The organism is Hyphomonas neptunium ATCC 15444, assembly GCF_000013025.1.
Lineage (GTDB): Bacteria > Pseudomonadota > Alphaproteobacteria > Caulobacterales > Hyphomonadaceae > Hyphomonas > Hyphomonas neptunia.
In genome coordinates, this window is record NC_008358.1 from 3260349 (window position 1) to 3280844 (window position 20496).

Here is a 20496-nt window from a genome sequence, read left to right on the forward strand (position 1 = left end):
CTGTGACGCGTATCCCCTCGCAGACGGCACTCGTTTTCACGCCGCTGCCGAACCAGACCGCGTGGATTTCAGCGTTATTCCTCCTGCTGCCTGATCTCGTGAATCAATCGTTGCAGGGAATTGGAACAGGCGTCCTCTGGGGAAACAATGTGGGCTTCCTTTAGAGCATGCGAAATCAAGCCATCACGGCTCCAGCCTTGAATATCCCAAAGTGGCGTCATTTTATCCGGTCCCTGGGTCATCCCTTTGCCCTCTCCGCACGTGGTCGCATGCAAAACACACTGCCTGAATTTGAGTTCAGACTCGTAACGCGCCCCTTCAAATCCGCTTGTGCTGGGTCGGCGTCAATAGCACAGGCTTACAAATTGGCGTGCATTGTGCCATTTCCTCACTCTTTCCAATCGCAACGCTTGCAGTAAGTTAGGGTCAAGGCGGCGCTCGACCAGCCGCTGGGGGCAATATCAAATGAAAATTTCCGAGGCGATTGAGCAGCAACTGCCCTATCTGCGCCGATATGGTCGCGGTGTGCTGGGCAGCGCCGCTCTGGGCGACAGAGCTGTGGAAGCGATGCTGGAAGATCTGCTTGGCAACTTGCCCGACGCGATAGACAGGCCCAGCCTGTTCAAACTTCTTGATCGCACCTTCGAACGCCTGCCGCGGCTGATCGATGCTCAGAATACGGGGGTGCAAGGCATATCCCCTCAACCGAGACGCGCCCTGCTGCTCACCGCAATGGAAGGTTTCAACACAGCCGAAGCGGGCATGGTCCTCGGCGTCAGCGCGGCAAGGGTCGATGAACTGCTTGACTCCGCTGAGGTCGAACTTTCCGACATGCTCAAAAGCCGCATTTTCATCATTGAAGACGAACCCCTGATCGCGGCAAGCCTATCCCAGCTGGTGAAATCCCTCGGACACAGCATTGCCGGCATTGCCGTTACACGCGATCAAGCCGTGCAGGCCGTATTGGAAACCAGGCCCGATCTGATACTTGCCGATATTCAGCTGGCGGACGGGTCGCAGGGTACCGAAGCCGTCAAGGAAATCTGGTCGGAATTTTCTGTCCCTGTCGTCTTCATCACAGCTTTTCCAGAACGGATGCTGACGGGTTCGCCGGGAGAACCCGCCTTCCTCATTCCAAAACCGTTCAAGCCTGCGCAGGTAAAGGCGGTTGTGACGCAAGCTCTGTTCATTCAATCAATGCGACAGAATTGAACCACTTATCCCGTTATCGCGCCATGTCGAGCCTGGATTGGTCCGGCTCATCCTGAAGGAAGGTGGCGGGAGACTCCGTGCGCAGATAAAATCCCTTAGGTCGCATTTCGCGAACCATTTTCGTGTTGGGCATAAGCTGCAGCATCTGTGTGCCAAATCCGCTGGAGGAAAAATTCGCACCCGATTGCCCCCCTTCTTCGATCCATTCCGTGATGAAATTGCCGTTCTCCACAGTCCAGAGCAGCGTCAACTTTCCATCAGGTACAGAGAAGCAACCGTATCGAAGGGCGTTCTTCACCAGCTCGTGCGCGAGCAGGGCTGTCCACTTGGTTGATCTCACCGAAAACTGAACATCCGGCCCCCGGAGCGTCAACCGCGGGCTGTCCAATTCCAGAACCTGCGCCAGTTCTGCCTCCACGATCTGCCGATAGGTCAGTCCCTGCCAGTGATTGTCGGAAATCATCAGCAGGTTGCGGCTCATTGCATCCAGCCTGTCTGTAAATGTTTCCACAAACGCCTGCGGACTTTCCGCGTTTTGACCCATGAGAATGGCAAGGGAGCCCACCATGGTCAGCGTATTGCGAAGGCGGTGCTCCAGTTCTGAATTTATTACGTCCTTCTGGCGCCGGAGTTGAACCTCGACCGTCACATCCAGAATCGTCTGCACGATGTACTGCACCTGCCCATCTGCACCGAACAATGGGGCCTCATCCACTTTCCAGAACCGCTCCACCAATCGGCCATCCTGGCCCACAAGCCGATAGGCCTGCATATTGGAGTTGGTGAATTCTCCCTTGAGCACGCGCTCAAACCGGCCGCTCACTTCGGCTTTGCGCTCGGGGTCTTCAGGATAGATGTCAAACACGTTCTGGCCGGCAAGCTCCTCCCAGGTTTTTCCAAAAACCCTGAGATAGGCGGGATTAACAAACACAAAGCGGAAATTCCGGTCGATCACCTGGATAGGGGTCGTCACACTGCTGAGTATTACAAGGGCATCCGGCGACATTCGTCACCTCCGAAACTCGCATTTGAAACAGGGCTGCCGCCATCGACGGTTAACCTTGCCATATTCTGCCGAAAGCTGAAGCGTGAAGAGAGAGAATATTTCCCCGGCCCCTCCTTCCCCGCGCGCGCCTGATAGGCCAGATGTGGCGCAGATAATTTCGCACGGAACCCAAGGTATGTTGCTCCTCTCCCTTCTGCTCGGCTTCGTTTTACTGGTGGCCGGTGGCGAACTTCTCGTCAAAGGCGCCGTCAAGCTCGCTGAAAAGTTCAATATTTCGCCGCTTTTGATCGGTCTGACACTGGTTGGCTTCGGCACCTCGACGCCAGAGCTTGTAACCAGCCTTCAGGCTGCCTTTGCCGGCTCGCCCGGCATTGCCGTCGGCAATGTGGTGGGGTCCAACATTGCCAACATCCTCTTCATCCTCGGCGCTGCGGCGCTCATCTCTCCGGTTGTGGTCGCCAAGGAAACCTTCAAGCGAGACGGCGTGGTTCTGGCAGCCGCCACCCTACTCTGCCTCGGCGCGGTGATGTTCGGCCAGCTTACCCGCTGGATGGGCGCACTGTTCGTGCTCAGTCTCGCCGGCTACATCTGGTTTGCGTTCCAGCAGGAGCGCACAGCCACAAAAACGGCGGCGGCAGCCAGTGGCGTGGCAGCTCCGGCCTCCAAGCCTTCCGCAGGCGCCATCGTGCTGGACCTTCTCTTTGTGGCTGGCGGCCTGGCTCTGACGATAGCCGGCGCGCGCTTCCTCGTCAGCGGGGCCATTGACCTTGCCCGCATGTTCTCGATCTCGGAAACCATCATTGGCCTGACCATCGTGGCGGTTGGCACATCGCTGCCCGAACTGATCACCTCGGTGATGGCCTCCCTGCGCAAGCAGGGTGACATCGCCTTCGGCAACATTGTGGGCTCCAACATCTACAACATACTCGGCATTCTCGGGGTGACCGCGATCGTCAAACCGATCCCCGTTCCCGCCGAAATCCTGCGGCTCGACATCTGGGTGATGATTGCGGCGACGGCGCTGCTGGCTTTCGCAGCCATATCGCGCTGGCGCATCGGGCGAACCGAAGGCGCCGTCATGCTGCTGGCCTATGCAGGTTATGTCATCTGGCTTGGACTGCACGCTGGCGCCTGACATGCGCGCGCCCCACCCCATCCTTCTGGTCTGCTTCGGCGTGGTCTTTGGCTGCGGCATTGATGCATTGATGAAGTCCGTCATGCAGGGCTCTACAAGCGTGCTGACGGCAACCACCTGGCGGTACGTGCTGGGCTCGGTAATCATGATTGCCCTCTCCCTGCAGGCGCGCCGGTCCATGCCCACGCTTCCCGCCATACGCTTTCACGCGCTGCGGTCGCTGGCGCAGGTCATCTCGGCCTTCTGCTTCTTCTATTCGCTGACCCAGATTGCCCTGGCCGAAGCCGTGGTCATGGGCTTCACGGCAGCGCTGATGATTGCACCTATCGCCCGTGTGATCCTTGGCGAAAAGATGAGCCCGGTTACCATCGGCGCCTCTCTCATCGGCTTCTGTGGCGCCGCCCTTGCCGCAACAGCAGAATCGTCGGGCGCGCCGGTCGAAGGCAACCGGCTTTATGGTACGGTCGCAGTGCTCGCTTCAGCTGTACTCTATGCCCTCAACATCGTTCTCCTCCGCCTTCGGACAAGAGAAGAAGACAGCCTCACGCTGGTCACCTTCATGAACATTTTCCCGGCGCTTTTTCTGCTGCCTTTCATGTTGGTGTTTACAGACCCCATGCCGGCAGAAGGGGCCTGGTCGATGCTGATCGGCGCTGCGGTGTTCGGCATTGGCATCTGGTGGTTGATGACCATGGCCTATGGCCGGGCCAAGGCTCAGACGCTTGCCCCCTTTGAATATACCGGCCTGATTTGGTCAGCCCTCCTGGGCTATTTTTTCTTTCAGGAAATACCAGGCTGGCGCGTCTGGGCTGGCGCAGGCATTATCATCGCTGCCTGTCTTGTGGTCGCTTTCGAGACGCACTTCATCGCCCGGCGCGAAGCTAAAATGCCCGCCAGCGACATCCTTACCTGAAACCTCTTCTGAGACCGCGCAGCATGTGACATGCTTGTGCAGGCATGACCGACACACCGCAGAAAGGCGAAGTCCGCCTCCCGAAATCGCTGCGCGGGCGCTTTGCCGCCCTGCGCAATGTCTGGCCCTTCCTGAAGCTTGTCTGGCAGGCCAGCCCCACTCTGACGCTCATCGCGGCGCTCCTTCGCCTCATCCGGGCGGTCTTGCCGGTTGCCGCACTCTGGTTCGGGAAACTCATCATTGATGAGGTCGTCCGGCTTATCGGCATGGAGAACGGGCCGGACACGATGTTGAACTGGTGGCAGGCAGGGTATGCAGACGCGCTCCTTCTGTATCTCGCCGCCGAGTTTGGCCTCGCCATTCTCTCGGATGTTACCGGACGCCTGATTGGCTTGACCGACTCCCTCCTCTCCGAACGCTTGTCAGTCTCCTCCTCCATCAAGCTGATGGAGCACGCCGCGACCCTCGATCTGGAAGATTTCGAAGACACCGAATTCCAGGACCAGCTTGACCGGGCCCGCCGCCAGACCTCCGGGCGCATGACGCTGACGGGCCAACTCCTCAACCAGATGCAGGATATCATCACGGTTCTGACATTTGCCGGCGGTCTGGTCGTCTATAATCCCTGGCTGATCGTCCTCCTGATCCTCGCCCTGATCCCGGCCTTCCTGGGCGAGACCTATTTCAACGCCCAGACTTATTCCCTCGATTATCAGCGCACCCCGGCGCGGCGGGAACTCGACTATATCCGCCAGACCGCCGCGAGCGTCGACACCGCCAAGGAGGTCAAGATCTTCGGCCTCAGCCGCTTCCTGATCGACCGTTACCGGTTCCTCTCGGAAAGCTTCTTCAAGGCCAACCGGCGCATTGCCGAACAGCGCGCCTTGTGGGGAGGCGTGTTCACCACAATCGGCACCGTTGGCTATTATCTCGCCTATGTCTGGATCATCGGCCGCACTCTGACCGGACAGCTCACCATCGGTGATCTGACCTTCCTCTCTGCCTCCTTCCGGCGCCTGCGGACACTGCTGGAGGGCCTTCTCACCAGCTTCTCCACCACGGCGGCCCAGGCACTTTACCTCGACGACCTCTTCGGCTTCTTCAAGGTCGCGCCGGAAATCGCCTCACCGGAAAATCCGGTACCTCTACCCGTTCCGATCAAATCAGGCTTCGTTTTCGAAGATGTTGGCTTCCGCTATCCCGGCGCGGAGAAATGGGCGGTGCGCCATCTCAGCTTCGAGTTGCAGGCAGGCGAAACGCTCGCCCTCGTCGGCGAGAATGGCGCGGGCAAGACAACCCTCGTGAAACTGCTGGCCCGCCTCTATGATCCGGACGAAGGCCGGATCCTCCTCGATGGGCGAGACCTGCGTGAGTTTGACATCGACGAACTGCGCGGCGCGATGGGCGTAATCTTCCAGGACTTTGTCCGCTTCAATCTCAGCGCCAGCGACAATATCGCTGTCGGCCGCATCAGCGAGCGGGATAACCGTGCACGGATTGAAGAAGCCGCCGCGCGCAGTCTCGCCGCGCAGGTAATCACCGGCCTGCCGGCAGGCTACGACCAGATGATCGGCAAACGCTTTCGCAATGGCGTAGAACTCTCCGGCGGTGAATGGCAGAAGGTTGCCATCGCGCGCGCCTATATGCGCGGGGCCGAAGTTCTCATCCTGGATGAACCCACCGCCGCGCTAGACGCCCGCTCCGAATACGAAGTGTTCCTCCGCTTCAAGGAACTCAGCGAAGGCAAGACCGCCATCCTCATTTCCCACCGCTTCTCCTCAGTGCGCATGGCAGACCGCATCCTGGTCCTGGCCAATGGCCGCGTCGAAGCCATCGGCACGCATGAGGAACTCCTCGCGGCCGGCGGGCGCTATGCCGAACTCTTTGAACTGCAAGCCGCCGGGTATCGCTGACAGTTGCTGTTCCGCCGCGGGATGTAACGGAAAACAAGTAAGTTCGTCCGCAGGCTGCATTATGGTTAATTCCGGAATTTGATAGAAACCGTTCCAAACCGCGCACAAGCCTTTAAAAATATTAGAAATTCCACCTTGCAGTGGAGAATATTTTTGGTACGCAGAAGGTAACTTTAGATTACCGAGGGGTCCATGAAAGTCAGCCAACTCAAACCACACCTGCGTGTGGCCGCCTCCGCCCTTGCCATCGCTACCCTGGTTGCCTGTGGGGGCGGTGGTGGGAGCAGCAGCACGCCAAGCGGCGGCAACTCTGTATCTCCTCCGCCTCCTCCGCCTCCCCCACCGGCCAATGAGGCCCCTGTCGCCCGCACCACTGCCAGCCCTGCCTCGCCCGAGGAAGGCCAGCCCTTCACGCTAGATGCCTCCACCTCCACGGATGCAGACGGCGACACGCTTACATATTCGTGGAGTCAACTATCGGGACCGCCCGTCACACTCGAGACACCCGATCAGGCAGTGCTCCAAGTCGCCGCCGCCGAAGTCATCGAGGACACCGAAGCAGTATTTCGGGTTACAGTATCTGACGGAGAAAATTCGTCCACAGCAGACGTTCCGCTGGTCTTCGAGAACATCTCACAAACACCAGCCTTAATAACACCGTATACGTACTATTCGACCATCCCACTTCCATTTAGACCCATAAACTGGGGTACAGTCCACCCCGGTTTGCAAATCCTGGGTGCAGAAGAAATACCGGGTGGGGATATCTCGTTCTATGGTGTCTACCGAGATTCCCAAAGCACAGAGTTTGCGCTATCTTTCAGAAGAGCAATCAGCCAAGCATTTCAACAGCCTTTGTTCACTAAACTAGTTACGTACTTCACGCTTTCGTCAGGATCTCATTTCTGGGTGATCGATAGTCAAGGATCACGCATATACAGCCAGCCGCCAGATAACTCGGACGAACTTACACTGCTGCAAGAGACCTCTCATCAGGACGCTTGCTCCACAACACAACTGGTCTCTGAACAGTGGCTGATAGTAGGCCGCAGAAATGCTGGCTTTGAACTTTATGAAAATGGTTGGGGCGTCGATACATCCACCCAATATCCTCCGCCGCCTCCGGCGCACAATCCCGTCCGACAGAAAGGCTTCACCACCACCAACTCAATTTGCGGCATTCAAAGAACATATTTCTCTGTAGACAGAACAGTCTTTGGTTCGCCTTACGGCTTGTTGGATTTAATCAGTCTTCTGACTTACAATCTCGACACACGATCTTTGGAGCTTTACTCGCAAAAACCAGGGGCAATGACTCAGGAGGTTGACGCGTTCGAACTTACGCAAAGCGTGAGAGCTGAATTCGACAGTGTAAATGATCTAGAGTTGATAGATCACATGACAGCAGAAAACACACTTTGGCTGTTGTTTAGTGACGGAGAGCACAAAGGTGACCACAGGCTCATTGTGGCAGGGTTGGATGATAACAGAAATATCGTTCAGTCCACCTACCAATGGGAAATCGGTGCACCAAGCGGCTTTGGCAAATACTCTTTTCTAACCGCGAACCCAGCTGGAATCGAGATTGTGATATTTGCGCCCTCTTCTCCTCAAGCAATAGTATTCAAGCCGAATGATCCATTTGACTGGTTCGGTAGTCTTGATGGTCCCTACTTTTTCGAAGTTGGCTTGGGCGCGACCACGGGCGGAAACCTCGGGATCAGCGTCGACAACAATCAGGCGATTGTCACGCTCCACCCAGACAAACAAGAACTGAAAGTGTTTGTCAGTCCGCCCTACTGACGCCCTAAAGCGCCAGCTCCAGCTTCCCGTTACAGAGGTTGGAATAGTCGTTCACCAGCGCTTCGGAGATCTGGCCAGGCTTGTAGCGATGCTCGCCGATCTCGGCGACCGGCGTCAGCTCCGCAGCAGAGCCCGTGATGAAGCATTCGCTGAACGTTGAAAGCTCATCCGGGAAGATCGCCCGTTCGACCACTTCGATCTGGCGCGCCTTGGCGAGCGCAATCGTCGTCTGGCGGGTAAGACCGTTGAGGAAACAGTCCGGGGTCGGCGTATGCAGAACGCCGTCACGCACGAAGAAGATGTTCGCGCCGGTCGCCTCGGCCACCTGGCCGCGATAGTCCAGCATCAGCGCGTCCTGATAGCCCGCCTTCTCCGCGGCATGCTTGGAGAGGGTGCAGATCATATAGAGGCCCGCCGCCTTGGCATGGCAGGGCGCCGTATCGGGCGCCGGGCGGCGCCACTGGGCATGCGTCAGGCGGATGCCCTTCATCTTGTCGGCAAAATAGTCGCCCCAATGCCAGACAGCGATTGCCAGATGGATGGTGTTGTTCTGCGCCGAAACGCCCATCATTTCCGATCCGCGCCAGGCCACGGCGCGCACATAAGCGCTCTCGAGACCGGATTTTTCCAGCGCCTCTTTCTTGGCCCGCTCGATTTCCTCCACGCTGAAGGGAATGTCGAAGCCCATGATACCGGCCGAATTGTGCAGCCGCTTGGAGTGGTCCAGCGAGCGGAAGATCTTGCCGCTATAGGCGCGCTCGCCTTCAAAAACGGAGGAAGCGTAGTGCAATGCATGCGTCAGAACGTGCACTTTGGTGTCACGCCAGGGTACGAACGAGCCATCCATCCAGATGTATCCGTCGCGGTCATCATAGGGGATGGCAGACATTGCTTACGCTCCTCGCTTGCACTTTTGTTGCGGTTCGCGTTCATTTCCGACTTATGGCCCAATCCGTCAACCTGAACCGCCCATTCGACCCCCGCCTGTTTCTGACCGACCAGGAACTCGACAGAGGCGCAGGACTCCTGATTTCAGGGGCAGATGAGCTTATGCGGGCTGCTGAAAAGGCCCGCAAGAAGGCCGGTCTGAGCAAGACAGAGATGCAGATTCTCATGGCAATCCGCTATCAACCGGGCCTCACGGTCAGCCAATTGCGCGATCAGCTGGGCATGACGGTGCCAACTTTTGCCCGTATCATCGGCCAGCTCGACACTCGCGGCCTGATCGAGCGCGCCCGCGAGGGCTCTGACGGCCGGCGCCGGAAGCTCTCGCTGTCGGATGCGGGCACGACCCTGACGACCCCCATCACCATAGAGCTGCGCGAGCGCCTGCGGGTAGCCTTCCGCGCCTGTGGACCTGAAGCTGTCGCCGGCGCACGCTTCATGCTGGAAGCCCTGGTGAAGTGAGGGCGATGCCATGAGCCTCAAAGACCCCGCCCATATTCTGATCGTGGATGATGACGACCGCATCCGGGATCTGACCAAGCGCTTCCTGACGCTGAAGGGATACCGGGTGACGAGCGCGCCCGATGCGGCCGGGGCGCGCCGTCTGATGGACAACATGACCTTCGATCTGGCGGTGCTCGACATCATGATGCCGGGAGAAACCGGTCTGGAACTGCTGGACCGCATCCGCTCCGGCCCGGCGCGGGCCACCCCGGTCATGCTGCTGACGGCGCGGGGTGAAGCGCGCGACCGGATCGAGGGGCTGCGCCTTGGCGCCGATGACTATCTCGCCAAGCCGTTTGAACCCGAAGAGCTGGTCCTGCGCTGTGAAGCCATTCTCCGCCGCTCGCAGAAGCCTGCCCCACCGCCGGAAGAAATCGAGATGTCAGGTCTCGTCTTCAATATCGAGCGCGGCGAACTGAAAGCAGGTGACCAGCGCATCCGCCTGACGGACGCTGAAGTCCAGCTGCTGACAATCCTTGCCCGGATGCCGGGTGAAGCGATCAGCCGGGAAGACCTTGCCGAGATGACCTCGGCGGGCATGGAACGCTCGGTCGATGTGCAGGTCACACGCCTGCGCCGCAAGATCGAGCCCAACCCCAAAGAACCGATCCATATCCAGACCGTGCGGGGCGTCGGCTACCGCCTGATGCCGGATTGAAACCCCGAATGCTCCGCCTGCGCGACATTACCCCCCGCGGTCTCTACGCCCGCAGCCTGCTGCTGATCCTCGCGCCCGTCCTGCTGATCCTGGGTCTGATGACCTGGTACTATTATTCCAGCCATATCGCCGAGATGAACCGCAAGCTTGGTCAGGGTATTGCCCGCGACGCGGCGCTGATCCGGGATGCCTGCATCAATCCGGAGTACGGCCCGGCAGACTATGCGCGGATACAATACCTTCTGGAAACGGAGTTTACCTGCGCCCTGCCCGAAAATGCCGTGCCCATCAGCGCCTTGCGCCAAGGCTTCTCATACAATGATACGCTCAACAGTGAACTGGCCGCACGGCTTGGTGATAGGGTCTTCGTCGGCCAGGTCCCAAAAGAACCCAAGCTGCACATCCGGTTCGCCGCCAGCGCTTCCACCGCAGAGATCATCATCGACCGCAAACGCGCGCTCGTCATCAATGCGCACTTCTTCATTGTCTGGGTGATCTTCTTCTCACTGCTGATGGTTGCCCTCGCGATCGGTTTCCTCAACCAGCAGGTCCGCTCGATCCTTCGGCTTTCAAGGGCGGCCCGCGCCTTTGGCCGGGGGCGAGATCTGGAGGGTTTCCGCCCTTCCGGGGCGACGGAAGTGCGCGATGCCGCGCGCGCCATCATCGACATGAAGAACCGCCTCACATCCTTCGCTGAACAGCGCACCGCGATGCTGGCCGGCGTCAGCCATGACCTGCGCACGCCGCTGACGCGCCTGAAACTGACCCTCGCACTCATGCCGGAGTCCGACGATCTCAAAGCGGCGCGATCAGATCTCAATGACATGGCGATGATGCTGGACGAATACCTCGCCTTTGCGCGCGGCGAGGAGGGCGACGAAGCGGCCGAGTTTGACCTGGGCGCCCTGGTTCACGATGTAGTGGCAGGCTTTGGCCCACATGTTCCGGTCAGCGGCCCTCAGACACTGACCGCGCGGGGCCGCCCGCTTGCCCTGAAACGGGCGATTACAAATCTTGTCTCAAATGCGCTGAAATATGCCAGCCACGCCCGCGTTACGCTCGTCAATGGACCGCATTGGGCTGAAGTGATCGTGGATGATGATGGCCCCGGCATACCCGCCGACCGTTATGAAGAAGCCTTCCGGCCCTTCTCTCGGCTGGATGACGCACGTAGCCAGAATGCCTCCGGCTCGGGTCTTGGGCTTACCCTGGCACGCGATACAGCCCGGATGCATGGCGGCGATGTGCGTCTTGCGCCAAGCCCACTGGGTGGATTACGCGCAATCTTAAGACTGCCGCACTAGATAAGGTCGCCAGGACGTTCATCGGAGAAACCATGACTGCCACACGCACCAAACTCGTCATCCGCAATGCCAAGCCAAAGGATATTGCGGCCATCCGCCCGCTTTATGAGAAGGTTTACGGCGTGGCGGACGGCTACACGGTTGATCAGATCGCCGGGCAGATCAACAAATTCCCTGACGGCCAGTTCGTTGCGGAATTTGAAGGCCAGATCGTCGGCCATTGCGTGACTTTCGTGATCAACTCCGGCACGGCGCTCTCCCAGCACACCTGGAACGAGATCACCGGCGGCGGGTTTGCCGCCCGGCACGATCCCGAAGGCGACATGCTCTATGGCATGGATGTCATCGTCGATTCCGAATTCCGGCGGCTGCGCATCGGCCAGCGCTTCTACAAGGTCCGCCAGGATCTCTGCCAGTGGCTGGAGCTGAAAGGCATCGTATTCGGTGGGCGCATGCCCGGCTATCAGCGCCACCAGAAGGAATTTCCAAACCCGGCTGACTATATTGAGGCGGTCCAGGCGTCCAAGTTGCGCGATCCGGTGCTCAGCTTCCAGCTGCGCCAGGGATTTGAAGTTGTCGGCGTGCTGAAGAACTACATGCCGGAAGATCTGGAATCCTGCGGTCATGCGACCCAGATGTTCTGGCGCAATCCGCTGGAACAGGAAACGATCAAGGCCAAGCCAAGCCTGGGCGATACCTCCCTGCCCGAACGGGTCCGCGTGGCGACCGTTCAGTTCCAGATGCGCCGCATCAACGCGATTGATGAATTCGAGCAGCAGGTGGAGTATTTCGTCGATATTGCCTCCGACTACCGTGCAGACTTTGTGGCCTTCCCGGAACTGTTCACGCTGCAACTGCTTTCTCTGGAAGGCAAGCCGCTGGGGCCGGCAGATGCGATCGCGCGCATATCCGAATATACGCCCCGCTTCATTGCCTTCATGGAGCGCCTGGCCGTCTCCTATAACATCAACATTATCGGCGGCTCTCACCCCTCCCGCATGGAGGATGGCGACATTCACAATGTTGCTTACATCTTCCTGCGCGATGGGTCGGTGCACACGCAGCAGAAGCTTCACCCGACGCCATCCGAGCGCAGCTGGTGGAATATCAAGGGCGGCGAAGGCAACTCCGTCATCCACACAGATTGCGGCCCGATCGGTGTGATGATCTGCTACGATTCCGAATTCCCCGAAATCGCCCGCCACCTTGTCGATCAGGGCGCGCTGATCCTGTTCGTGCCCTTCTGCACCGATGAGCGCCGCGGATACCTCCGTGTACGCTATTGCAGCCAGGCGCGGGCCGTGGAGAACCAGTGTTATGTCGTCATGTCGGGCGTGGTCGGCAATCTGCCGAATGTCGAGAATATGGACATCCACTATGCCGAGAGCTGTATCCTGACACCTTCGGACTTCCCCTTCTCGCGTGACGGGATTGCCGCTGATGCCGCCCCCAATACGGAGACGGTTGCGATTGCCGACCTTTCCCTTTCAGACCTGCTGACGGCGCGCCAATCGGGCGCCGTGCAGAACCTGAAAGACCGGCGGTTTGATCTCTACCGGGTGGTCTGGAAGTAAGGCTCAGCCAAGCTTTGCGGCGAGCTGGTCCATGAAGCCGGCCAGTTCGAGATCCTTCTGCGTGACGCCGTCGGCGTCATGCGTGGTGAGGGTCACGTCGACCTTGTTATAGACGTTGAACCATTCGGGATGGTGGTCCATCTGCTCGGCCTTCAGAGCGGTGGCCGACATGAACGCGAACGCCGTCTTGAAGTCAGCAAAGCGATAGGCTTTCTCAATCGCGTCGCGCTCGCCCTCGGCGATCTTCCAGCCCTTCAGGGCCTTGACGGCTGCGTCTGCACCAATCTTTGACATGTCTTATTCCTCTCCATCCTGGCCGAGTACGAAATATACCCAACGGCCGTCGGCCGATATGGCTGTGCGCATGCCCGGATAGCCTTCACCGGCGCGGATGCGGGCGATGCCATCTTCACCGATCAGTTCGCGCAAGCGGCGGCGTTCTACGAAAGTCAGCTTCTCGGGGATCAGATCGCGTGCGTCCTTGGCGGCAATGTCGGGCCAGACAAACCAGGTTTCGCCGTCAATCTCGCGTTTGCCCGGCGGGCCTTCAAACAGGTCGCGGATCTTGCGGTTGGGATCGACGCCGGTTCTGCGGAGCAGATCCCAGAACTCGTAATGATCCTGGCCTCCGATATTGGAGATGAAGCCTTCCTGCTGGCTGGCGAGGCGGCCGAGGCTGCGCAGGGCGCCGCGTTCGGCTTCGCGCAGGATGGCGGCTTTCATCTTTTCCGCGTCTTCGGTCAGCTCCACCGGTTCGGGCGGCTGGGGCGGGCGGGTGAGGGATTCGGGCGGCGAAGGCGGGCCAGCGACGGGCACATTGGCGGGTTCAGCCTGCGAGCAGGCCGCCAGCATTCCCATCAGAAGGGCGAGCGTGAAGCTAGCGCACCGCATAGCCGGTGATGGCTTCCAGATCGGCCAGCAATTGGTCTTCGCTGGTCACCTTGATGGTCGCCATGCCCATTTCGCGGGCCGGCTTCAGATTGATCCCGAGATCATCGAGATAGACGCAATTCTTCGGGTCTACATCGAGGGCTTCGCACATCAGCGCGTAGATGCGCGGGTCCGGCTTGCGGATGCCGAGTTTCGAGCTTTCGATCAGGTGATCGAACTGGGCGAACACTTCGGCGAGCTGGGCGGCCTTCTCATCATCGTGCGTCATCGAGGCGCCCTTGCCGATGGGGGCGTTGTTGGTGATGCAGCCGACCTTGCCATGGCCCTTGCAGACTTTGAGCGCATTGACGACCCGCGGGCGCAGATGGCCGGAGAGAAGCCCGAGGATGTCCTTGCCGGGCACATCATGGCCCATCGACTGGGCTTCTGCCCGGAAGAGGCCATCGAATTCCTCGGCGCCGACAAGGCTGCGCTCGAGCTTGGCCCAGGCGTTTTCCAGCGGATTGACCGCGTTGACCGAGCGGATGAAGTCGGTGGGCAGGCCCTTTTCGGCCTCATACCGGTTGAATGCCTCGAACGGCGAGGAGGTGAATACCCCGCCAAAGTCCCAGATTACTGCCTGAAAGGTACGTGTCATGACCGGCTTGCTAGCCCGGCCTGCGCGGTATTTCAAACCTTGATTTTCTCCCCGCCCCTTGCGGGCCCGCTTCTGGCCGGTAGTGTCCCGCCCGAACCAATAAGGAGGAAGTCATGGGTGTTCTCGACGGGAAGGTCGTTCTGGTTACAGGCGGCGGCAACGGCATCGGCAAGGAAACAGCGCTTCTGGCCGCGCGCGAAGGCGCCAAAGTGCTGGTCAACGATCTCGGCGGCGGCCTGAAAGGCGGCGACGAGGGCGATGCAGGCCCGGCAGAGGCGGTCGCAGCGGAAATCCGCGCCGCAGGCGGGGAAGCGGCCTCCAACTCCGAAAGCGTGACCGAATACAGCGCCGTCGCCAATATGGTGACCCAGGCGCTCGACACGTTCGGCCGCCTCGATTCGATCATCAACCCGGCCGGCATCCTGCGTGACGGCATGTTCCACAAGATGAGCGAAGCCGACTGGAAAGCCGTGATCGATGTTCACCTGCATGGCTCCTACAATGTCGGCCGCGCGGCGGTTGAATATTTCCGCGAGAGCGAGCGCGGCTCTTACGTGTTCTTCACCTCCACCTCCGGCCTGATCGGCAATATCGGCCAGGCAAACTATGCCGCCGCCAAGCTCGGCATTGTTGGCCTTTCCCGCATTCTGGCGATGGAAGGGGCGGCGAAAAACATCCGCTCCAACGTGATTGCGCCGTTTGCCTGGACGCGGATGATTGCCTCGATCCCGGTGAAGGATGAAGCCAGCGCCCAGCGGGTTGAGCGGATGAAGAACGGCATGCGCGCCGATCAGGTGGCGCAGCTGGCCGTGGCGCTCTGCTCGGATCAGTCGTCCAACGTCTCGGGTCAGATTTTCGGCGTGCGCGGCAATGAAGTGATCCTCTTCGACCAGCCCCGCCCGGTGAAATCGCTGGCGCGGATGGAGGGGTGGAACCCCGAAAGCCTGATCAGCCAGGCCTTCCCGGCGATGAGCCCGGACTTTACCGATCTGGGGGCGACGGCGAGCGTGTTTCCTTACGAGCCGATCTGATCGGCAGCAGTTTTGGCCGGCGCAGCCCTTGGGCTGTCCGGCGAAAACCTCTCTCCCCGGTGATCCGGGGACGGAAAATTGCTTCAAGACGTATCGGGGTGGGCTGCGGCCTGCCCCGATTGCTTTTGGGGCATAGCGGCGGCGGGCGCCGGGAGCAGCGCGGGCGGGGTTTCTTCTTCGGTGAAGGTGGCGGCCAGAAGCGCGCGGGTGAGCCCGGCGGAATAGGTGTGGCCGAAGGTTTCGTAGGTGACGGGCGCGGCCTGGCTGTTGCCAAAGTCCGCAGGCAGATGACGCAGGCGGACGCGGCCGAACTTCGAAATGGTGATCCAGTAAGGCACGCCCCGGCCGTAATGGGCCCGGACCCAGTCGCGCAGGGCAATCAGCTGCACGAAGATCAGCGGCCAGAGGAGGCGCTGAATGAGGCTGAGGCCGGGGAGCGGGGTGGTGAGGGCGAAGTGCATGGGCGCGAGAATAGCGGACGCGTGGAGGGGGCGGATTGGATGGGGGATTTTAGGGTGTGTTGTGGTGAGGGTGTGGGCTTTCGGGGGTGGATAGGGCGGTGTTTGTCCCTTGGTTCAGGAGGGCGCGCCCCGGCTCGTCCTTCGACTTCGCTTGTCTTATGGCATTTGCGTCTGATCTGGTCAGACTGGAACCGCTGACGGGAGTTACCGCTCCCGTCAGCGGCGAGGGTGGGACCGTGACTTCGCAGGCGCCTGGGCGCCGTTCCTGAGTGAGGTCGCCCTCGTCTTTCCCATCGGCCTGAACGGATACAGGGGCTTTGAGGCCCGCATGACAAGCAGAGGCAGGAAAGATGACACTGATTACCATCGGCGTGGATGTTTCAAAAGACACTCTTGATGTCCACCTTCATCCTGACGGGTTGCACCGTCAGTTCACAAACGATGCCGCCGGCTATCGCACGGTCCTCGGCTGGGTCGCGGGCCGGCCGGTCGCCCGCCTCGTCTTTGAGGCAAGCGGAGCCTACCACCGAGCCTTTGAGCGCGCGATGGGCGAGGCAGGCCTTGCTCTGTGCAAGGTCAATCCGGCCCGGGCCCGGAGGTTTGCAGAGGCAATTGGCCAGAGCGCCAAGACTGACCGGATCGACGCCGCCATGCTGGCCCGGATGGGGGCTGTTCTGGAGCCAGCCGCGCGCGCCGCGCCGTCAAAAACAGCGAGTGATCTCAAAGAGTTGCACATGATGCGAGCGGCCCTCGTCAAGGACAGGACGGCGGCGAAGAACCGCGCCGGAACGCTCACCCTGCCGCTTTTGAAACGCCAGTTGCGCCAGAGGCTGGCAGCCATTGACCGCCAGATCACACAGATCGAGCAGGCCATGCAGGCGCTCATCGAGGCTGACCCCGAGCTTGCCCGCAAGCGGGACATCCTCATCTCGATCCCCGGTATCGCCGAACGCTCTGCCTTTGCCCTCCTGACCGGCATGCCGGAGCTGGGCGACCTCGGTAACCCAGCCGCCAGCGCCCTCTCGGGAACCGCGCCGCGAACCCGCCAGTCAGGCAAGTGGACCGGCAAGGCGTTCGTGCAGGGCGGCCGCGCCCATGTCCGGCGTTCACTCTATATGCCAGCCCTCGCCGCCGCCCGGTTCAACCCCGACCTCAATCATACCTACAGGCATCTTACCGGCCGGGGAAAGCCGCCAAAACTTGCCCTCACCGCCATCATGCGAAAGCTTATCATCCTCGCAAACACACTCATCCGAGAAAATCGGAAATGGACACCAAAACCCAATTGACCAACACGGATACTCAGGATGAGCCCTTCGAGAGGTAGGGAGATGGGCACTCAGATGCGCGTTGCGCATCGAGTGTGACGAGGACGAAGGATTTGGAATGGCACGGGCGCGCCGTTGGAGTTTTTGCCGGAAAACTCCAGAAAAACTCCAACGGGACTCCAATGGTCAGCGCCGGACACTTCGGGACAGATCCGGGACACTCCGGGACAGATTGGGACACTTCGGGACAGATCGGGACAGTTGCGGTCAGCCGCCGGCCTATTCGGGCGGGCGGAGTTCTGTGGGGCCGGTGGGGGCCGGGTCTTCGGCGGGTGGGTCGGTGGGTTCGGGTTCCGGGAGCGGCTCGGGCTCGGCGACGGGCTCTTCGGTGATTTCAGCCGGAGCTTCGGCCGGGGCCTCGGGTGCAGGTTCGCCGTCTGTCGCCGGAGGGTTGGCGAAGGTCTCATCGGCCGAGTTCAGGAGGTCGTTGAGTTCATCGTTCGCGTTGCGAGGCGCCTCTTCTGCTTCAGATGCGCCGAGGGCTTCTTCGCCGGTTTCGGGGGCTTCGGGCAGCTCTTCGAAGACAGGGGCGGGTTTAGGTGTTTCGCCTTTGGGGGTTTCGCGCGGGGGCGGCTTGGGCGCTTCGCCGCCGAAGACGCAGGCCGCGTAGCCTTCATTTGCCACGACGCGCATGCGGCCCTGGATGGAGCCAGCGCGGCGTTGAACGTACGGGCCGGGATTGACGGCGCGCCATTTGTTCGGGGACGGAAGAACGGCGGCGAGCAGCGCCGCTTCGCGTTCTGTGAGGTCAGCCGCCGATTTGCCGAACCGTTCCTGCGCAGCGGCCTCGGCGCCAAAGAGGCCGTCGCCCCATTCGGCGACGTTGAGATAGGCTTCCATGATGCGGCGTTTGCCCCAGACCGTTTCGATCACATAGGTCATCCAGGCTTCGCCGGCCTTGCGGGGCATGCCGCCGCCATTCCAGAAGAAGACGTTCTTGGCGGTTTGTTGACTGATGGTGGAGCCGCCGCGGCGGCTGCGGTCTGGATTTTTGGCGTTCCATTCGCGGGCGGCCTCAATCGCTTCCCAGTCGATGCCGCCATGGGTGCAGAATTTGGCGTCTTCGGCGGCGATGACCGCGTAGACGAGGCGCGGGGAGATTTCATCAAGGGACACCCAGTCGCGCTGAACGTCTTCGCCCTGGAAGCCGCGCTGCGTCATCAGGATCGTGCCGGGGATGGGCGCGAAGCGCAGGATGAGGGCGTAGAGATGGAAGAGCAGGAAGAGGCCGATACCGGCCAGCACAATGCCGACGAGGATACGGCGCCAGAGCGGGGCTTTGGGCTTTGCCGGCGGGGGTGGCGGGGGGCCCTCGCGGTAGGCGGGGGCGGAGGAGTTCATGCCGTCGCTCATGCCATCACTCATGCCGGTCTCTCGTCCCATTCTGCCTGTACCGACATATCATGCTCTGACGGCCGGAGGCGCGCCTTTTCCTCTGCAAAGCGGGCAGGATCAAGGCGGGCGAGCGCCCAGATGGCCGCCCCGCGCACAATCGGGGCGGGGTCCTGCAGCAGCGGCAACAGGCTGGCGGCAAGGCGCGGCTCGCCGGAATTTCCGATAGCGATGGCGACATTGCGCACGAACCGGTCTCTCCCTGAGCGCTTGACCGGGGAGCCGGAGAAGACATCGCGGAAGGCGGCGTCATCGAGGGCAGCGAGTTCATCGAGGCCGGGGCCTTTAAGCTCCGCGCGGGCGAAGAGGGCGGCCTCGGACGCGCTGCTGGCAAACTTGTTCCAGGGACAGGCGGCGAGGCAATCATCGCAGCCATAGATGCGGTTGCCCATGGCGGGGCGGAACTCGGCGGGGATCGGGCCAGCAGACTCGATGGTGAGGTAAGAGATGCAGCGGCGGGCATCGAGCTGGTAGGGCGCGGGGAAGGCGTTTGTGGGGCAGATGTCGAGGCAGGCGCGGCAGGAGCCGCAATGGTCGGGCTCGGGCGCGTCTGGCGTCAGCGCGGCGCTGGTGAGGACCGTGCCGAGGAAGAACCAGGAGCCGAGATCGCGGCTGACGAGGTTTGTGTGGCGGCCCTGCCAGCCGAGGCCGGCCTTCTGGGCGAGGGGCTTTTCCATCAGGGGGGCGGTGTCGACGAAGACTTTGACGTCTGCGCCGGTGATCTGGGCTACTTCGCCAGCGAGCTGTTTGAGGCGGGACTTGATGAGGTCGTGATAGTCCCTTCCCCGGGCGTAGACGGAGATGTTTCCCGTCTGGCGCTGGGCGAGCGTATCGAGGGGGTTGTGGTCCGGCCCGTAATTCATGGCGACGACGAGGGCGGAGCGGGCCTCTGGCCACATGGCGGTGGGGGCGGCGCGACGGGCGAGCGTTGTTTCCATCCAGGCCATATCGCCATGGCGGCCAAGCTCGACGAAGGCTTTCAGGCGCTCGGCGGCAGGCCATGCCTCATCGGCGCGCGCGATGCCGGCGGCGTCAAAGCCGAGGGCGAGGGCCCGTTCTTTTAGCCGGGCTGCGGGGTCAGAAATCGAGCTCTGCATAATAGGATACGGGACGGGCAGCCTCCAGGCGGTCAGCAAGGATCGGCCGGAAACTCGGACGCGACTTTATCCGCATATACCAGGCTTTGAGGTCTGGCACGGCTTCCCACTGCACATCGCCGAAATAGTCGTAGGCGGAGAGATGGGCGGCGGCGGCGAAGTCTGCCAGCGAAAGGTGGCGGCCGGCGAGGTTGCCGCGCTGCTCGGCGAGGGCATTGAGGAAGGTGAGCCGGCCACGCAGAGCATGGGCCCCGCGGCGCAGCTTCTCCGAATCAGGCTGACGGCCACGGTGCGTCCACTGGATGACACGTTCCGACAGGAGGGTGTCGGTGACTTCCTCCATGCCCGCCTCGACCCATGACCAGAGGCGGCGGGCCTCGGCGCGTTCGGTTGGGTCATCCGGGAGCAGCGACGGGACCGGGCGGATTTCTTCGAGATGCTCACAGATGGCGCGCGTGCCGCTGGCGGCAAAACGCGGCGTGGTGCCGTGTGTAGACACCAAGGCCGGGGCCACCGCGCCGGGCGCGATCGAGGCGATCTCCAGTTCCGGCGCCCAGGGACGGGAGGACACGGCCTCGAAGGGCTCGCCTTTTTCGGCAAGGACGAGGCGGACCATGCGGCCAGCAGGATCGAGGGGCCAGTGATACAGTCGCAGCATGAATTATACTGTGGATAACATGCGTAAACGTTCT

At 60.9% G+C, this 20496-nt stretch carries 21 protein-coding genes; 11 read left to right on the forward strand and 10 right to left on the reverse strand.

Annotated elements, in window-relative coordinates; translation table 11 throughout:
• Positions 1 to 74: 74 nt before the first annotated feature.
• A complete protein-coding gene (locus HNE_RS18760; protein WP_156950309.1) occupies positions 75 to 242 on the reverse strand; it encodes a hypothetical protein in 168 nt (55 codons plus the stop codon).
• 133 nt (positions 243 to 375) lie between these two features.
• Between HNE_RS18760 and HNE_RS15260 the strand changes: the two genes are divergently transcribed.
• Positions 376 to 1212: a response regulator gene (locus tag HNE_RS15260; RefSeq protein WP_198022883.1), complete on the forward strand. Its 837-nt coding sequence runs from the start codon at positions 376 to 378 to the stop codon at positions 1210 to 1212.
• A gap of 13 nt (positions 1213 to 1225) precedes the next feature.
• Here HNE_RS15260 and HNE_RS15265 read toward each other — a convergent pair whose 3' ends face one another.
• Complete coding sequence (locus tag HNE_RS15265; RefSeq protein WP_011648059.1) at positions 1226 to 2218, reverse strand: HWE histidine kinase domain-containing protein; 993 nt, start codon at positions 2216 to 2218, stop codon at positions 1226 to 1228.
• A 175-nt stretch (positions 2219 to 2393) separates the two neighbouring features.
• Here HNE_RS15265 and HNE_RS15270 point away from each other — a divergent pair, with 175 nt between their 5' ends.
• The 4 genes from HNE_RS15270 (at position 2394) to HNE_RS18620 (ending at position 7982) form a co-directional block, all read left to right on the forward strand.
• Positions 2394 to 3353 (forward strand): calcium/sodium antiporter, encoded by a 960-nt coding sequence (locus tag HNE_RS15270; protein WP_011648060.1) that lies wholly within the window; start codon positions 2394 to 2396, stop codon positions 3351 to 3353.
• A complete protein-coding gene (locus HNE_RS15275; protein WP_011648061.1) occupies positions 3319 to 4266 on the forward strand; it encodes a DMT family transporter in 948 nt (315 codons plus the stop codon). Before HNE_RS15270 ends, HNE_RS15275 begins: the two co-directional genes overlap by 35 nt.
• A gap of 44 nt (positions 4267 to 4310) precedes the next feature.
• Complete coding sequence (locus tag HNE_RS15280) at positions 4311 to 6179, forward strand: ABC transporter ATP-binding protein (RefSeq protein ID WP_011648062.1); 1869 nt, start codon at positions 4311 to 4313, stop codon at positions 6177 to 6179.
• Between the two features lie 192 nt (positions 6180 to 6371).
• Entirely contained in the window at positions 6372 to 7982 is a 1611-nt protein-coding gene (locus HNE_RS18620) for a PKD domain-containing protein (protein WP_011648063.1), read from the forward strand.
• Positions 7983 to 7986: 4 nt separating this feature from the next.
• Here the strand turns inward: HNE_RS18620 and HNE_RS15295 are convergent, their stop codons facing one another.
• A complete protein-coding gene (locus HNE_RS15295; protein WP_011648064.1) occupies positions 7987 to 8871 on the reverse strand; it encodes a branched-chain amino acid aminotransferase in 885 nt (294 codons plus the stop codon).
• A gap of 53 nt (positions 8872 to 8924) precedes the next feature.
• Between HNE_RS15295 and HNE_RS18765 the strand changes: the two genes are divergently transcribed.
• From HNE_RS18765 to HNE_RS15315, 4 genes are read left to right on the forward strand one after another with little or no spacing between them, the layout of a single operon-like run.
• Positions 8925 to 9389 carry a MarR family winged helix-turn-helix transcriptional regulator gene (locus HNE_RS18765; RefSeq protein ID WP_011648065.1) on the forward strand — a complete coding sequence of 155 codons (465 nt, stop codon included), beginning with the start codon at positions 8925 to 8927 and terminating at the stop codon, positions 9387 to 9389.
• A gap of 10 nt (positions 9390 to 9399) precedes the next feature.
• Positions 9400 to 10089, forward strand: coding sequence for a response regulator (locus HNE_RS15305; RefSeq protein ID WP_011648066.1), 690 nt, complete (start codon positions 9400 to 9402; stop codon positions 10087 to 10089).
• 8 nt (positions 10090 to 10097) lie between these two features.
• Complete coding sequence (locus HNE_RS15310) at positions 10098 to 11393, forward strand: ATP-binding protein (protein ID WP_011648067.1); 1296 nt, start codon at positions 10098 to 10100, stop codon at positions 11391 to 11393.
• A gap of 32 nt (positions 11394 to 11425) precedes the next feature.
• Positions 11426 to 12967 (forward strand): carbon-nitrogen hydrolase family protein, encoded by a 1542-nt coding sequence (locus HNE_RS15315; RefSeq protein ID WP_011648068.1) that lies wholly within the window; start codon positions 11426 to 11428, stop codon positions 12965 to 12967.
• Positions 12968 to 12970: 3 nt separating this feature from the next.
• On the opposite strand, the gene HNE_RS15320 is transcribed toward HNE_RS15315, so the two are convergent.
• From HNE_RS15320 to HNE_RS15330, 3 genes are read right to left on the reverse strand one after another with little or no spacing between them, the layout of a single operon-like run.
• On the reverse strand, positions 12971 to 13261 hold the full coding sequence (locus HNE_RS15320) for a 4a-hydroxytetrahydrobiopterin dehydratase (protein ID WP_011648069.1): 291 nt from the start codon (positions 13259 to 13261) through the stop codon (positions 12971 to 12973).
• A gap of 3 nt (positions 13262 to 13264) precedes the next feature.
• Positions 13265 to 13858 carry a hypothetical protein gene (locus HNE_RS15325; protein WP_011648070.1) on the reverse strand — a complete coding sequence of 198 codons (594 nt, stop codon included), beginning with the start codon at positions 13856 to 13858 and terminating at the stop codon, positions 13265 to 13267.
• A complete protein-coding gene (locus HNE_RS15330; RefSeq protein ID WP_035591457.1) occupies positions 13845 to 14495 on the reverse strand; it encodes an HAD-IA family hydrolase in 651 nt (216 codons plus the stop codon). The genes HNE_RS15325 and HNE_RS15330 overlap by 14 nt, the downstream gene beginning before the upstream one ends.
• 113 nt (positions 14496 to 14608) lie before the next feature.
• Between HNE_RS15330 and HNE_RS15335 the strand changes: the two genes are divergently transcribed.
• Positions 14609 to 15526, forward strand: coding sequence for an SDR family NAD(P)-dependent oxidoreductase (locus HNE_RS15335; protein ID WP_011648072.1), 918 nt, complete (start codon positions 14609 to 14611; stop codon positions 15524 to 15526).
• Between the two features lie 83 nt (positions 15527 to 15609).
• Here HNE_RS15335 and HNE_RS15340 read toward each other — a convergent pair whose 3' ends face one another.
• On the reverse strand, positions 15610 to 15987 hold the full coding sequence (locus HNE_RS15340) for a hypothetical protein (RefSeq protein ID WP_011648073.1): 378 nt from the start codon (positions 15985 to 15987) through the stop codon (positions 15610 to 15612).
• 350 nt (positions 15988 to 16337) lie between these two features.
• Here HNE_RS15340 and HNE_RS15345 point away from each other — a divergent pair, with 350 nt between their 5' ends.
• Positions 16338 to 17276: an IS110-like element ISHne5 family transposase gene (locus HNE_RS15345; RefSeq protein WP_011647315.1), complete on the forward strand. Its 939-nt coding sequence runs from the start codon at positions 16338 to 16340 to the stop codon at positions 17274 to 17276.
• A gap of 258 nt (positions 17277 to 17534) precedes the next feature.
• On the opposite strand, the gene mtgA is transcribed toward HNE_RS15345, so the two are convergent.
• Genes mtgA through HNE_RS15360 form a run of 3 tightly spaced genes read right to left on the reverse strand, consistent with a single transcriptional unit; the run spans position 17535 to position 20462 of the window.
• Complete coding sequence (mtgA, locus tag HNE_RS15350; protein WP_233351927.1) at positions 17535 to 18680, reverse strand: monofunctional biosynthetic peptidoglycan transglycosylase; 1146 nt, start codon at positions 18678 to 18680, stop codon at positions 17535 to 17537.
• Entirely contained in the window at positions 18677 to 19804 is a 1128-nt protein-coding gene (queG, locus tag HNE_RS15355) for a tRNA epoxyqueuosine(34) reductase QueG (RefSeq protein WP_011648075.1), read from the reverse strand. Before queG ends, mtgA begins: the two co-directional genes overlap by 4 nt.
• On the reverse strand, positions 19785 to 20462 hold the full coding sequence (locus tag HNE_RS15360) for a glutathione S-transferase family protein (RefSeq protein ID WP_011648076.1): 678 nt from the start codon (positions 20460 to 20462) through the stop codon (positions 19785 to 19787). The genes queG and HNE_RS15360 overlap by 20 nt, the downstream gene beginning before the upstream one ends.
• Positions 20463 to 20496 lie beyond the last annotated feature (34 nt).

What these genes read in the sequence shown, in the direction of transcription:
- HNE_RS18760 (WP_156950309.1), bottom strand. Translation starts at nt 242, where the DNA reads ATGACCCAGGGACCGGATAAAATGACGCCACTTTGGGATATTCAAGGC.
- HNE_RS15265 (WP_011648059.1), bottom strand. Translation starts at nt 2,218, where the DNA reads ATGTCGCCGGATGCCCTTGTAATACTCAGCAGTGTGACGACCCCTATC.
- HNE_RS15270 (WP_011648060.1), top strand. Translation starts at nt 2,394, where the DNA reads ATGTTGCTCCTCTCCCTTCTGCTCGGCTTCGTTTTACTGGTGGCCGGT.
- HNE_RS15275 (WP_011648061.1), top strand. Translation starts at nt 3,319, where the DNA reads ATGTCATCTGGCTTGGACTGCACGCTGGCGCCTGACATGCGCGCGCCC.
- HNE_RS15280 (WP_011648062.1), top strand. Translation starts at nt 4,311, where the DNA reads ATGACCGACACACCGCAGAAAGGCGAAGTCCGCCTCCCGAAATCGCTG.
- HNE_RS18620 (WP_011648063.1), top strand. Translation starts at nt 6,372, where the DNA reads ATGAAAGTCAGCCAACTCAAACCACACCTGCGTGTGGCCGCCTCCGCC.
- HNE_RS15295 (WP_011648064.1), bottom strand. Translation starts at nt 8,871, where the DNA reads ATGTCTGCCATCCCCTATGATGACCGCGACGGATACATCTGGATGGAT.
- HNE_RS18765 (WP_011648065.1), top strand. Translation starts at nt 8,925, where the DNA reads ATGGCCCAATCCGTCAACCTGAACCGCCCATTCGACCCCCGCCTGTTT.
- HNE_RS15305 (WP_011648066.1), top strand. Translation starts at nt 9,400, where the DNA reads ATGAGCCTCAAAGACCCCGCCCATATTCTGATCGTGGATGATGACGAC.
- HNE_RS15310 (WP_011648067.1), top strand. Translation starts at nt 10,098, where the DNA reads ATGCTCCGCCTGCGCGACATTACCCCCCGCGGTCTCTACGCCCGCAGC.
- HNE_RS15315 (WP_011648068.1), top strand. Translation starts at nt 11,426, where the DNA reads ATGACTGCCACACGCACCAAACTCGTCATCCGCAATGCCAAGCCAAAG.
- HNE_RS15320 (WP_011648069.1), bottom strand. Translation starts at nt 13,261, where the DNA reads ATGTCAAAGATTGGTGCAGACGCAGCCGTCAAGGCCCTGAAGGGCTGG.
- HNE_RS15325 (WP_011648070.1), bottom strand. Translation starts at nt 13,858, where the DNA reads ATGCGGTGCGCTAGCTTCACGCTCGCCCTTCTGATGGGAATGCTGGCG.
- HNE_RS15330 (WP_035591457.1), bottom strand. Translation starts at nt 14,495, where the DNA reads ATGACACGTACCTTTCAGGCAGTAATCTGGGACTTTGGCGGGGTATTC.
- HNE_RS15335 (WP_011648072.1), top strand. Translation starts at nt 14,609, where the DNA reads ATGGGTGTTCTCGACGGGAAGGTCGTTCTGGTTACAGGCGGCGGCAAC.
- HNE_RS15340 (WP_011648073.1), bottom strand. Translation starts at nt 15,987, where the DNA reads ATGCACTTCGCCCTCACCACCCCGCTCCCCGGCCTCAGCCTCATTCAG.
- HNE_RS15345 (WP_011647315.1), top strand. Translation starts at nt 16,338, where the DNA reads ATGACACTGATTACCATCGGCGTGGATGTTTCAAAAGACACTCTTGAT.
- mtgA (WP_233351927.1), bottom strand. Translation starts at nt 18,680, where the DNA reads ATGAGTGATGGCATGAGCGACGGCATGAACTCCTCCGCCCCCGCCTAC.
- queG (WP_011648075.1), bottom strand. Translation starts at nt 19,804, where the DNA reads ATGCAGAGCTCGATTTCTGACCCCGCAGCCCGGCTAAAAGAACGGGCC.
- HNE_RS15360 (WP_011648076.1), bottom strand. Translation starts at nt 20,462, where the DNA reads ATGCTGCGACTGTATCACTGGCCCCTCGATCCTGCTGGCCGCATGGTC.